Source organism: Urinicoccus massiliensis, from assembly GCF_900120405.1.
GTDB lineage: Bacteria > Bacillota > Clostridia > Tissierellales > Peptoniphilaceae > Urinicoccus > Urinicoccus massiliensis.
This window is the reverse complement of sequence record NZ_LT635493.1, coordinates 834703-847539: the sequence shown is the minus strand read 5'-3', so window position 1 is coordinate 847539 and position 12837 is coordinate 834703. Positions and strand designations below refer to the sequence as shown.

9 protein-coding genes are annotated in these 12837 nt (G+C 46.4%); 4 read left to right on the top strand and 5 right to left on the bottom strand.

Features of this window, described 5'->3' with window-relative positions:
- The first annotated feature begins 137 nt into the window (after window positions 1–137).
- The 3 genes from BQ7400_RS08565 (at window position 138) to BQ7400_RS08555 (ending at window position 2840) form a co-directional block, all read left to right on the top strand.
- Window positions 138–1421, top strand: a complete 1284-nt coding sequence (locus BQ7400_RS08565) for a uracil-xanthine permease family protein (RefSeq protein WP_072470168.1) — start codon at window positions 138–140, stop codon at window positions 1419–1421.
- A 102-nt stretch (window positions 1422–1523) separates the two neighbouring features.
- Window positions 1524–1838, top strand: coding sequence for a rhodanese-like domain-containing protein (locus BQ7400_RS08560; RefSeq protein WP_072470167.1), 315 nt, complete (start codon window positions 1524–1526; stop codon window positions 1836–1838).
- A 12-nt stretch (window positions 1839–1850) separates the two neighbouring features.
- Window positions 1851–2840: an S-layer homology domain-containing protein gene (locus BQ7400_RS08555; protein WP_072470166.1), complete on the top strand. Its 990-nt coding sequence runs from the start codon at window positions 1851–1853 to the stop codon at window positions 2838–2840.
- A gap of 76 nt (window positions 2841–2916) precedes the next feature.
- Here BQ7400_RS08555 and BQ7400_RS08550 read toward each other — a convergent pair whose 3' ends face one another.
- The 5 genes from BQ7400_RS08550 to rocF form a co-directional block, all read right to left on the bottom strand.
- Window positions 2917–5067, bottom strand: a complete 2151-nt coding sequence (locus tag BQ7400_RS08550) for a leucine-rich repeat protein (RefSeq protein ID WP_072470165.1) — start codon at window positions 5065–5067, stop codon at window positions 2917–2919.
- A gap of 237 nt (window positions 5068–5304) precedes the next feature.
- Window positions 5305–6234 carry an IS3 family transposase gene (locus BQ7400_RS10360; protein WP_245759391.1) on the bottom strand — a complete coding sequence of 310 codons (930 nt, stop codon included), beginning with the start codon at window positions 6232–6234 and terminating at the stop codon, window positions 5305–5307.
- Window positions 6147–6731 (bottom strand): helix-turn-helix domain-containing protein, encoded by a 585-nt coding sequence (locus tag BQ7400_RS10870; RefSeq protein ID WP_072469058.1) that lies wholly within the window; start codon window positions 6729–6731, stop codon window positions 6147–6149. Before BQ7400_RS10870 ends, BQ7400_RS10360 begins: the two co-directional genes overlap by 88 nt.
- Before the next feature lie 94 nt (window positions 6732–6825).
- Window positions 6826–11016, bottom strand: a complete 4191-nt coding sequence (locus BQ7400_RS08535) for an acyl-CoA dehydratase activase-related protein (protein WP_072470164.1) — start codon at window positions 11014–11016, stop codon at window positions 6826–6828.
- A 212-nt stretch (window positions 11017–11228) separates the two neighbouring features.
- Window positions 11229–12140: an arginase gene (gene rocF / locus BQ7400_RS08530; RefSeq protein ID WP_072470163.1), complete on the bottom strand. Its 912-nt coding sequence runs from the start codon at window positions 12138–12140 to the stop codon at window positions 11229–11231.
- A gap of 154 nt (window positions 12141–12294) precedes the next feature.
- Between rocF and BQ7400_RS08525 the strand changes: the two genes are divergently transcribed.
- The gene (locus BQ7400_RS08525) at window positions 12295–12783 is read left to right on the top strand and encodes an ECF transporter S component (protein WP_034437698.1); all 489 of its coding nucleotides are present in this window, start codon (window positions 12295–12297) and stop codon (window positions 12781–12783) included.
- The last annotated feature ends 54 nt before the right edge of the window (window positions 12784–12837 follow it).

Genomic DNA, 12837 nt, shown 5'->3' with positions numbered 1-12837 from the left:
AGAAACCGTCAGAACAACAAGAAATATGACCCCCCACTTATTGAAAAGCCCCAGTAAATATGATAGTATTTTTTTGTTATGGAAGGGCAAAAAAGACCCCCTTCCAATCCTAAATTTTCTATCCAGGAAGGTGAATTATGCAATCAAATCTCTTGTACAATGTCGACCAAAGACCCCCCTTGGGTAAGTCGGTCCTCTTGAGCTTCCAACACGTCTTCGCCATGTTTGGAGCCACAATCCTCGTTCCCCTGGTAGTGGGTCTGCCAGTTTCTGTCGCTCTTTTTTGCAGCGGCCTGGGAACCCTCATCTACCAAGTCCTGACCCGGTTTAAGGTTCCTGTCTACCTGGGATCTTCTTTTGCCTACATAGCCGCCATGCAATATGCCATGAAGGCCATGGGCGGGTCTGTTGATGCCTCGCAAACAGGCATCATCCTCATCGGTTGTATCTACCTCCTGGTGGCCTTTATCCTCCACTTCACCGGCACAGGCTGGCTGGACAAGCTCCTGCCCCCCATTGTCATTGGCCCCATGATCATCGTCATTGGTCTAGGTCTTTCTCCTACAGCTGTCAAGCAAGCTGGATTTATCGCCGGTGGAGACCCTATCCACATGCTAGTGGCTGTAGTGACCTTTTTGGTTACAGCCTTCGTTTCCACCAAGGCCAAGGGGGTCTTTAAAATCATCCCCTTCCTTATAGGAATATGCTTTGGCTATGTTTTTTCCATGGTCCTCCACCTAGTGGACTACTCCGGCATTATAGAGACCTTCCAAAAGGGCATCTTCCACCTGCCGGACTTCTACCTGCCCTTTGCAACCCGTCACTTTAACCGCTACAACTTTTACTTTGGCCCCGAGGCCCTGGCCATTCTCCCTGTAGCCTTTGTGACCTTATCTGAACACATTGGCGACCACACGGTCCTAAGTAAGATTTGTGGCCGCAACTTTTTAAAAGACCCTGGCCTGTCCAAGACCATTGCCGGTGATGGGTTGGCAACAGCCGTATCGGCCTTTTTGGGAGGTCCAGCCAACACCACCTATGGAGAAAACACAGGGGTTGTTTCCCTGACAGGTGTGGCCTCCACCAGCGTTATTTCAGGAGCTGCCATTATTGCCATCATCCTGAGTTTCTTTGCCCCGGTCCAAGCCGTCATCATGTCCATCCCCGAACCCGTCTTAGGGGGAATGAGCCTTTTACTCTATGGGGCCATTGCCTCCAACGGCCTCCGGGTCCTTATTGACAACCAGGTGGACTTTTCTTCCCAAAGAAACCTCATCATCGCCTCGGCCATGATGGTCTTGGGTCTTGGGGGTGCCGTCTACCCCATCAGCCAGCTGGCCAACCTTTCCGGTACAGCCCTGTCTGCCGTCGTAGGTATCTTGTTAAACTTGATCCTGCCCAAGGATGCCAAGGCAAAATAAAATCCTTCAACTCTCTCGGAAATCATCCGGGAGAGTTTTTTTATCCCTGCCTATGCTATAATAGGGGTAAGAAAGACATTGTAAAACCATAAAGGAGGATTTATGCGGATTACTTTTGCCCAAGGCCTAAAAAAATTTAAAGAATCTCCGGGTCAAGTCCGGCTTATTGACGTCCGAGAAAAAGATGAATTTCAAGAAGGCCACCTGCCCCAAGCGGAGCTTTACCCCCTGACATCCCTTGTCCAAAGCGTCCAGGATGGAGCCTTTGAAAAAGACCATGTCCTCTTGGTCTACTGCCGGTCCGGAGCCCGGTCCGGCCAAGCCTGTGACTACTTACGGTCCCAAGGCTACCAGCAAGCCTACAATATAGGGGGCGTCTTGGACTATAAAGACGAGTTCGGCCCCCTGGAAAAATAAAAGGAGCTAGTTATGAAAAAATTTTCTTTCGTTTTTTGTCTAATCCTCTTCCTTGTAGCCTGCCATCCCTCTACCAGCCAAGCCGAGTCTTACACACTTGATTTTCAAAAAAATCCCTACTCTTTTGAAAATCTAAGTATTTACACCTATGATGACCAGGTAGAAAAAACCCTACTTCACAAGGCAAGTCCCCAGGAAAAAAAGCAAATCACCTACCTCTTGTCCTTCCTAAAAGAAGTCGGCCCTGAAGAAGCCCTAGCCTCTATGCCAGATGAAGAAACCTTATTGCTGGAATTTGCAGGAAAAGATGGTCCAGCTCAACTCTTCCTCTATGACGACAAACCCCTCTTGGAAGACAACCTTTATCACTACACCTTCTACAAGGATAAAGAGACCCGGGTTTTCACCTCTGACAAAGACCTCATCGCCTTCATCCGAAGAGTCATCGGAAAAGAAATCCGCTCTTCCTATTCCGATTGTCAAGGTCATTGGGCCAACAAGTACATTGCCCAAGTAGAAAAGAAAGCCCTAATGCCAGAGAAAGATTCCAGTCAGTTTTTCCCAAACCGTCCCCTAAGCCGGGCAGACCTGGTCCAAAGTCTCTACAACCACGCCAAAATTTCTGGCCTGGACTTGGAAATAAAGGGCCCTAAAAAATTTACCGATGTTTCTCCGGAAGATTCCTATAAAGAGGCTTTAGACTGGGCTGTTTGCCATAATCTTGTTGCCGGCTACCCAGATGGAGCCTTCCATGGTCAAGACCCCATCAGCCGGGAAGAATTGGCCCAAATCCTCTACCAGTATACCGACCTTTTAGGTAACCTCCACCAAGATAAAAAAGCCAAGGCCTACCAGGATGAAAAAGACATTAGTCCTTGGGCCCGTAAAGCCGTCCATGTCATGCGTTTGGAAGGCTACATGGTGGGAGACCTAAACAACTTCTTCCACCCCCAAGCCCCCATTAGCCGGGGAGAATGGGCAAAAATTTTAGCCGACCTATAAAGAAAAAGCTTGCCGAAAGGGTTCTTCCCTTCAGCAAGCTTTTTTATGCTTTACTCAATAACTTATGAATAAAAGTTTACTTTAATTTTATGCTTATACTATTGTCTTCAGGATTCCATTCAATATCTTGGTCTGTGCCATCTTTTGTATTCCCATTACTTATATTAAAGACTTTAGATATATTCGTTAGAGATACAAAAATTCTATTCTTCTTAATTGTTGGATTTGCATCCATAGGAACTGTTTCTCCGTTGGATAAAGCAATCTTGTTGTCATAGATATAAATAGACGCTGTTCTTCCGTCTTTAGAAAAATGTGCTGTTTGTTTTTCTTGATCCCATTTAACTTCCATCCCTAGAGATTCAGCAATAAATCTTAATGGCAACATGGTCCGATTATTTTCAACAAATGGGCTTACATCCATAAAAATAGTCTCTTCCTTGCCATTTTTAATAACTGTAAAAGTATTTTTACCTATAATAAATCGAACATCTCGACTATATTTGCTTGTCTTATCATTTTCTTTTTTGGAGCTAGAACGATAAAAAGTGTTGTAGTTCTTCTTCCTATTTGTTGAAGAGCTGGGTCTACTTCCCTCAGGCTCTTTGGGTGTTTCCGGTTTTTTAGGAGTGTCGGGGGTTTCCGGTTTCTCAACACCTTCCCAAAATACCTTCGCTTCATTTTCTCCCCATGGAGCCCCCTTAATTGCATCCTTTGTCCTTGCAATATGAATTTCTTTCAAGCCTGTTGACAATTCAAAGGCTCCTGGAGAAATTTTTTCAATACTTGCTGGAATAAAAACTTTTTTTAATTTCGCCATGTAGCCGAAGGCATATCCATCTAGCTCTTTTATTCCGTTCGGCAGGACAATTTCTTCTATTTTAGTATTACCAAAGGCCACATTTCCCACATATTTTAGATTTTTAGGCCAAGTAATCTTTTTTAAATTTCTTGCATTGGCAAAGGCCCGGGCCTTAATATGGGTTACCTTGTCAGGAATTACAATCTCTTCTATATGGCTGGAATTTAATACCCGCTCTTCCAAAACTTCTATATTCTTGGAAAGTACCACCTTTTTCAAGTTTACAGCATCAGCAAAGGCAGATGCCCCAATTTTTGTTACTGTATCTGGAATGACAACGGATTCAAAAGCACACTCAGCAAAGGCATAGTCTCCAATTTCCTTTAAGTTTTTGGGCATATTAATGTCCTTTAACCGGCTACAATCATCAAAAACATTATTTCCTATTTTTGTAATCGTATCTGGAAGTTTAATACTTTCTAAAAACTGATCATTATCAAAGGCACTGTCTGCCAGCTCTGTGATTCCATCTGGAAGAACAACATGCTTTAAATAAAACAATTCTTCAAAAGCACCTTCCCCAATTTTTACAATTTTTACCCCATTGATTTCGCTTGGGACTGTAACAGATTCAGCTTTCCCAGTATATTTTGTTAATGTTCCTGTTGCCTCATCTACTTGAAAGTCTTTGCTTGTTACTCCACCTGTATTTTCTTTTTGTTTCCATTGTATTTTTACTGTATCCTGAGCTCCCCATGGGGAGCCTGGAATAGAATTTTCTTCTTTCTCAACCACAATTGATGTTAACTTTTTACAACCTTTAAATGCAGACTCATTTATTTCCCGAACTTGTCCAGGAATAGAAATTTTTTCTAAGGCCTTACAATTCTTAAATGCCCCTTTGTTTATTTTCTCTAACTTCTCAGGCAGTTTAAGCTCTTTTAGCACATAACAATCTGCAAAGGCATTTTCTGGTATTTCTCTCACATTGTCAGAAATGATTACTTTTGTCAACTTTGAATTTTCTTTAAATGCATCTTTTTCTATTTTACTTAAGCTGCTAGGCAAGCTTATCTCCTTCAAGATAGTGTCTGCAAAAGCTCTTTCTCCTATGGTTTTTATGCCCTCAGGAATGGTCACGCTGATCGAAAAGCTATTCCCATCAAACGCTCCATCCCCTATGTGCTCAACCGCCACTCCATCAATTTCTTTTGGTATAACTACATTTTTATCCCTACCCGAGTATTTTGTAATTTTATGTAGCTCCTTATCAAAAGTAAAGTTTGTCTGCTTTGTGGTTTCTTCCTTACTTAAAGCTGTTTGACTTGTATATGCCCCTCCTTGTATGTCCGTTTTGGCCATAACATTATTTGTCAGCAAAAGAGAAGTTGTCAGTAATCCAATAGCTAAATATTTTTTCTTCACACTTGTACTCCTTTCATTTTTGATACTAGGTATCATTTATCTCCTTTCATTATACGTTTTTTATTTTTTGTAATCTATAATAAAACTTTGATAAATTTATGCAAAATATTGCCATATCCAGCTATTGTACAGAAAAACCCCTCCATCCGTTTATTCGGATTAGAGTGACCCCATAAAGTTGGACCTAATCGAGTAAGCATTTCGCTTGCTCGATTTTGTTTTTACATAATATTCGTTCTATGCGGATTGCATGCGTTCACGGTATTGTTTTGGACTTAGACCTCCTAACTTTTCTTTGATTCGATCTTCGTTGTAATAACGGATATATTGCTCAATTGCCTGCACCAGTTCTTTACGACTACGGTAATTGTGGCCATAGTAGATTTCTCTTTTCAATAAGCTAAAGAAGTTTTCCATAGGTGCATTGTCATAGCAGTTGCCTTTTCTTGACATACTTTGGAAAATATGATGTTTTTCTAACATGGCTTGGTATGTGGTCATTTGGTATCCCCAACCACGATCGGAGTGAAAGGTCCGTCGATAAGGACAGGCCTTTGTTCGCTCAATGGCTACTTCTAAACCTTGCAGCATGGTGACTCCATTGGGCTGATCGGATAGGACGTAACTGATGATTTCCAGGTTGTACATGTCCATGTAGGGATCGAGATAGAGTTTCTTTGTTTGAAGTTTCCCGGTCTTATCTTCTTCATAGTATTTGAATTCCGTGGTGTCGGTGGTGATTTTTTGCAAGGGGATGCAGGTATTGAACCGGCGGTTGATTCGGTTCTTCTTGATTTTGCCCACGACTCCTTTGTAGGAGTTGTATTTTTTGTATTTCCTGCCATAGGAGTGGACTTGAAGGCCCATGATTTGAACTAGTCGTTGTACTTTCTTTTTGTTCACCACCCGACCCTGGTTCTTTAATTCCAGATGAATGCGGCGATAACCATAGTCTTTGTGTTGGCTCCGAATGGCAAGGATTTCGTCTTTTAAGGATTGATTCTTGTCTTCTTCGGACCATTTTTTCTGCCAATACATAAAGGTGGACTTTGGGAAATGGATGGCGGCAAGAATCTCTGTTAGTTGGAATTGTTCTCGGAGTTTGGAGACAATCTTCGCCTTTTGTTCATTGCTTCTTCTTTCTCCAAACTCCTGAGCTGTTCCCAGAACATCTTTTGAATGGTAAGTTTCCGATTTTCTGTCTCTAATTCTTTGATGCGATTTTCCAATGCTTCGCGTGTGGAGGCGTCGATAGATTCGCTTTTCTTTACAGTTTTTGGTGGTTGGTTGTGGTCATTTTTCTTTGTCACAGGTCTCCCTCGCTTGTGCGGGAGCAGCCCCTCGATGCCCTTCTCTCGGTACTGTCTTCGCCAATTGACAATCATGGACGGATTCGTCAAACCGAGTTCGAGGGCAAGTTGTCGGTAGCTGCATTCGCTCGTTTCATAGCGTGTAATGGCTTCTAACTTAAACTCTACACTATACGCACGATTATTTCTAGAGCGCATTAAGCCTTCATCGCCATAATTTTTGTAATTGCTAATCCATAGCCTGAGAACGGACTTCTCGATTTGGTATTTCATTGCTAAGGCTTGATAACTTGTTTTACCACACAAGTACTCCTCGACGATTTTCTTCTTCAATTCGTAACTGTATTTTGCCATTAAAAGACCCCCAAAGGTTGGATTTCTTGGTCCAACTTTTGGGGGTCAGTGCAGATTTTGGGGTTCACTGTATTCCATAATCTAACTTTTTATCCTATAAATTTTTCTCTGCTTGGGCCAGCATCAATTGGATCCGGTTGAATTGGTTGACAGATGAAGCCGAAGCGTCGTAGTCCAAGGGGATGATATTGGCCTTGGGGTATTTTTCCCGAATGGCCTTGATGACTCCCTTGCCTGTAATGTGGTTGGGCAGGCAACCAAAGGGTTGGACACAGACGATATTTTCCACGCCAGACTGGATCAATTCCACCATTTCCGCCGTCAAGAGCCAACCCTCTCCATACTGGTTACCCAGGCTGACAAAGTCCCTAGCATAGTCCATAAGCTGGTCCAGCTTCACGGGCTTTTGGAAGCGGGTTCCCTCCAGCTCCTTGCAAATGATCTTGCGCATAAACTCAATATGGGAAATGGCCATCTCGGTAAAATAGGGTACCCAGTGGTTTTCCCCTAGCTTGTCGGCCTTGAGTTTGGCATTTTTAAAGCTGTAGAGCATAAAGTCCATAAGGTCTGGCACCACAACTTCCGCCCCCTCTTTTTCCAATTTTTCTTGGAGGAAGTTGTTGGCCGCTGGGAGGTATTTGACTAGAATTTCTCCCACAATGCCCACCCGGGGCTTTTTGACTTCTTGAATTTCTATAGTTTGGAAGTCCCGGACCATGTCATGGATATCCCTTTTAAAGGCCCAGTAGTTTTGCTTCTTGACCAAACGGTCCAGCCATTGGTCCACCAGCCGGTCCGTCGACCCCTTGACCACTTCATAGGGCCTGGTGGCATTGGACATCCGCATCAAAAGGTCCCCATAGAGCAAGGCATTCATGGCCTTGGGGGCCAATTTCATAAGGTTGCCGGTGTTTAAATGAAAGCCCTCATGTTCTTCAATGCCTTGAAAGCTCACGGCCAAGACGGGAACATGGCCATAGCCAGCTTCCTTCAAGGCCTTGCGGATAAAGCCCACATAGTTGGAGGCCCGGCAGGCCCCGCCAGTTTGGCTCATTAAAAGGGTCAGGTGGTGGGTGTCGTACTTGCCACTTTTCACCGCTTCCATAAATTGCCCCACCACATACATGGATGGATAGCAGGCGTCGTTGTTGACATACTTGAGCCCCTCTTGGACAGCCTGGCTGGTCACTGTATCCAAAACTTGGAAGTTGTAGCCAGTTTCTTTAAAAATGGGCTCCAGGAGCTTAAAGTGGAGGGGGGCCATTTGGGGCACCAGGATGGTGTGGGTCTTGGCGTCTTCCTTGGTAAATTCCACCACTTCATTGATATAGGGAGTGTCCGGGTCAAAGTGTTTGCCGTCTTTTGTGGCCTCCATCAAGGACCGGAGACGGATCTTAATGGCACCCAGATTGTTGACCTCATCAATTTTAATGACGGTAAAAATCTTGTGGTGGGCCTTTAAAATTTCTTGGACCTGGTCTGTGGTAACGGCATCCAGGCCGCAACCAAAGGAATTTAATTGGACCATTTCCACCTGGTCATGGCTGCCAACAAACTTGGCGGCCCGGTAGAGGCGACCATGGTAGGTCCATTGGTCCAGGACCCGGAGTGACCCTCCTAGAACCATGTCTTGGGCAATGGAGTCTTCACTTAAAACCACCATGCCTAGAGAATTAATGAGTTCTGCAATACCGTGGTTGATTTCCGGGTCCACATGGTAGGGCCGTCCAGCCAGGACAATCCCCTTGACTTGGTGGGCCTCCATAAAGTCCAGGGCCCTTTGCCCCTCCGCCTTGATGTCCTCATGGTAGCGGACCCTTTCCTCATAGGCCTTGTCCACAGCCCGGTTGATTTCATCCTTGGGAATGTCCTTAAAGACTTCCGCCAGACGTTTTTTCAAAGTTTTTTCCGCATCTAGGGAAAGGAAGGGGTTGATAAAGGTCACCCTTTCTTCCTTCAAGGCGTCAACATTATTTTTAATGACTTCGGAATAGCCGGCAACAACAGGACAATTCAAGTGGTTGCTGGCGTCTTGGTATTCTCTTTTTTCATAAAAGACACTGGGATAGAAAATGGTCTTTAGGCCCATTTCAATCAAACTTTCAATGTGACCATGGACCATCTTGGCCGGGTAACAGGCCGTTTCTGAAGGGATGGTTTCCAGGCCCTTTTCATAGAGGGTCCGGTTGGATTCCGGAGACAGGACCACCCGGTAGCCCAGCTCAGTTAAAAAGGTGAACCAGAAGGGATAGTTCTCGTACATGTTGAGAACCCGAGGCAGGCCAATGGACCCCCGTTTAGCCTGGTCTTCCTCCAAGGGCTTGTAGGAAAACAGGCGGCGGTACTTGTATTCATAGATGTTGGGCAGGTCCAGGCTCTCCTTGTGGATCCCGGCCCCTCGTTCGCAACGGTTGCCGGAAATGTAGCGGTCCCCGTTGTTGAAGATATTCACCGCCAGGGCGCATTGGTTGCTGCATTGGTTACAGTGGGCTGTTCGAGACTTGTAGGAGAAATTTTCCAAGTCCTCTTGGGACAGGATAGAGGATTTTTCCAAGCCCTGGTCTTGGGCCATAAGGGCCATGCCCAGGGCCCCCATCAAGCCACTGAGGCCAGGTCTTGTAACCTGGACCCCGGCAATCCGTTCAAAGGCCCGTAAAACTGCATCGGAATAAAAGGTCCCCCCTTGGACCACAATATGCCGGCCCAGGTCCTTGGGGTCCCGAATCTTAATAACCTTTTGGATGGCATTGCGGATCACAGAATAGGACAGGCCAGCTGCAATGTCCCCAATTTGGGCCCCTTCCTTTTGGGCCTGCTTGACATTGGAGTTCATAAAAACCGTACACCGGCTCCCCAGGTCCACAGGCTCCTTGGCCAAAAGGGCTGCTTGGGCAAATTCCTCCGGACTCATATTCACCGTAGAGGCAAAGGCCTCCAGGAAGGACCCACAGCCAGAGGAACAGGCTTCGTTTAAGAGGATGGAAGAAATAGTATCATCTTCAATCTTCATGGACTTCATGTCCTGGCCCCCAATGTCCAGGATAAAGTCCACATCCGGGTCATAGAACTTGGCCGCTTGATAGTGGGCAATGGTTTCAACTTCCCCGAAGTCCAGGTGGAAGGCCGCCTTTAAAAAATCCTCCCCATAACCTGTAACTCCTACACAGGCAATGACGGCGTCCTCTTCCTTGTCCTGGTAGATTTTCAAAAGTTGCTCTCTTACCACATCAATGGGCCGGCCCTTGTTGGACCCGTAAAATTCAAAGAGGACTTCCCGGTCTTGGGACAGGGCCAGGACCTTGGAGGTGGTAGATCCTGAGTCAATACCCAGGTAGATCCTGCCATGGTAGCCCCTGAGAGACCCTTGGGCCAGGTCCTTGCTCTTGTGGTCTTGCCGGAATTGGTTTAATTCTTCTTGACTTTCAAACAGGGGTTGGAGAATTTGCTTTTCCCTTTCCTGGCTGGCTTGGGGATGGGCCAGCTTGTCCAAAAGCTGGTCCATGGTGGTGGTTGAAGACTCCTTCGAAGCCAGGGCCGCCCCGGTAGCCACAAAAAGCTCTCCCCGGTCCGGTACAATAATCTCATCTTCCTTCAAGTCTAAAGTTTCAATAAAGCGGTCCCGCAATTGGTCCAGAAAGGTCAAAGGTCCCCCTAAAAAGGCAATCTTTCCCCGGATGGGCCGACCACAGGCCAGGTTGGAAATAGTTTGGTTGACGACAGATTGGAAGACACTGGCTGCAATGTCGTCCTTGGAAGCCCCCTGGTTAATCAGGGCCTGGATGTCCGTCTTGGCAAAAACCCCGCACCGGGAGGCGATGGGGTAGAGTCTGGTGTGGTTCTTGGCCCTTTGGTTGAGGCCTTGGGCGTCGGTTTCCAAAAGAGAAGCCATCTGGTCGATAAAGGCCCCGGTTCCTCCGGCGCAAATACTATTCATCCTTTGCTCAATACTGCCCTTGAGATAGGTGATCTTGGAGTCCTCGCCTCCCAGTTCAATGGCCACATCCGTTTGGGGAATCAAGGCGTCAATAGCCATCTTTCCAGCCATGACCTCTTGGACAAAGTCCGCCCCCAAATCCTTGTGGACAGACAGACCCCCACTACCCGTTACAGCCAGGCTAAAGGGCTGGTCCTTGATCCGGTCTTGGCAGTCCTTAAAAATTTCCCCAATGGTTTGGTGGATATCTGAAAAGTGCCTTTGGTAGCACTCATAAATCCGCTGATTTTTTTCGTTGAGAACGACAACCTTCACCGTTGTTGACCCAACATCGAGTCCCATATGAAACATGTCTATCCTCTTTTCTATCAAATATTTAAAATATACTGTTTTTTTTGTGTAAACCCATCATAGCACAAGTGGACTGAAAAGGTCCATATCTTTGTGCAAAATAAGACCCTTTAATATGAAGGAAAATAGAAAAAAGTCGGCAAATTTTAGCCCGACCTAAAGACAAAAAAAGAAGGGCCAAGCCCCTCTTTCCACGTCTAAGTCTATAAAATTTAAATCAACCATTCCCCCAAGAGAGACCCGGCCAAAGACACAGCCGTTTGGGACGTCATATTCTCGTGGTCTAAAATGGGGTTGATCTCTACAAATTCACAAGAAACCAGCCGGCCCGTTTGGGCCACACATTCCAAACAAAGGTGGCCTTCCCGGTAGGCCATGCCTCCCGGAACCTTGGTCCCCGTTCCCGGTGCCACTTGGGGATCCAAAACATCCATGTCAAAACTTACATGGATGTGGTCCGTCCTGGCCGTCAAATAATCCAGGGCCTCCCGGATCACCTCTTGGGCCCCCAGAGCATCCACTTCATGCATGGTAAAGACCTTGATTCCCATGTCCCGAATGATTTTCCGCTCCCCTTGGTCCAGGTCCCGGGACCCGATATAGACCAAGTTTTCCTTCTTCAAAAGATGGTCCCTTTGCCCCAGGTCCACCAACTGGGAAGCCCCGTAGCCCATCAAGGCCGCCACCGGCATCCCATGAATATTTCCCGAAGGCGATGTTTTATCCGTGTTAATGTCTCCATGAGCATCAAACCACAAGACCCCCAGGTCCGGATAGTGGTTTAAAGAAGCCTTAATGGTCCCCATGGCAATGGAGTGGTCCCCACCCAAAACCAAGGGAAGGGCCCCTTCATCCAAAACTTGATCCACCTTTTCATATAAATGCTCATTGGCTTCCTTGACCATGGTTAGGTGGTTTAAATTATCCTGGGCCCTTTGGTGGCCGTAGCCATTGTGGACCTCCACATCCCCATGGTCTGTTACCCGGTAGCCAATTTTTTTCAATCTATCCTCTAGGCCAGCCAAGCGAACCGCTTCCGGCCCCAAACGACCTCCCCTTAAACTGGCCCCCATATCCAACGGGCAACCAATTAAGGCAATTTGGTCCTTGATTTTTGGGTTCATTCAAATCCTCTCCTTTTTTCACCCCTTTATTATATCCTGTCCCCCGGGCTGATACAAGAAAATCTTTCTCTGGTCCCCTTTAACTCTTTTAAATTGATCCTTTTCTTGGGTCCAGTCTTGGCTTATAATCCAATTTAAGAAAGGATGCGGTAACATGAAAAAATTAACCACCAAACAAGTAACCACCCTGGCCATGTTCATTGCCCTAACCACCGTGGCCACCATGCTCATTCAAATTCCAATCCCCGCCACCAAAGGCTACCTAAACATCGGCGACACCATCTTAATCTGCGCCGGCCTTCTCATGGGGAAAATTGCCGGCGGCATCGTCGGCGGTCTAGGGTCCGCCCTGGCCGACCTCATTACCGGCTACACCTTCTACGCCCCCATCACCCTAGTTGTCAAGGGACTGGAAGGCTTCGTTGCAGGCCTCTTGCACGAAAAAACAAAACTCCCCCACTTCCTCTGCGCCATTGTCGGAGGCTTGGTGATGGCCCTGGGCTACTTCTTGGCCGAAGGCCTTATCCTCTACAATTTCGGAACAGCCATCTTGAGCTTGGGACCCAACGTCCTCCAAGGCCTGGCCGGATCCATCCTAGCCAGCCTCCTCTACCCCGCCTTGAAAAAAACCTCCCTTATCTGACAATTCGTCCCAACAAGCCCAACAAAAAAGGCTCTTTGTCAAATGTTGGGGCGA

What these genes read in the sequence shown, in the direction of transcription:
- BQ7400_RS08525 (WP_034437698.1), top strand. Translation starts at nt 12,295, where the DNA reads ATGAAAAAATTAACCACCAAACAAGTAACCACCCTGGCCATGTTCATT.
- BQ7400_RS08560 (WP_072470167.1), top strand. Translation starts at nt 1,524, where the DNA reads ATGCGGATTACTTTTGCCCAAGGCCTAAAAAAATTTAAAGAATCTCCG.
- rocF (WP_072470163.1), bottom strand. Translation starts at nt 12,140, where the DNA reads ATGAACCCAAAAATCAAGGACCAAATTGCCTTAATTGGTTGCCCGTTG.
- BQ7400_RS08565 (WP_072470168.1), top strand. Translation starts at nt 138, where the DNA reads ATGCAATCAAATCTCTTGTACAATGTCGACCAAAGACCCCCCTTGGGT.
- BQ7400_RS08555 (WP_072470166.1), top strand. Translation starts at nt 1,851, where the DNA reads ATGAAAAAATTTTCTTTCGTTTTTTGTCTAATCCTCTTCCTTGTAGCC.
- BQ7400_RS08535 (WP_072470164.1), bottom strand. Translation starts at nt 11,016, where the DNA reads ATGTTTCATATGGGACTCGATGTTGGGTCAACAACGGTGAAGGTTGTC.
- BQ7400_RS10870 (WP_072469058.1), bottom strand. Translation starts at nt 6,731, where the DNA reads ATGGCAAAATACAGTTACGAATTGAAGAAGAAAATCGTCGAGGAGTAC.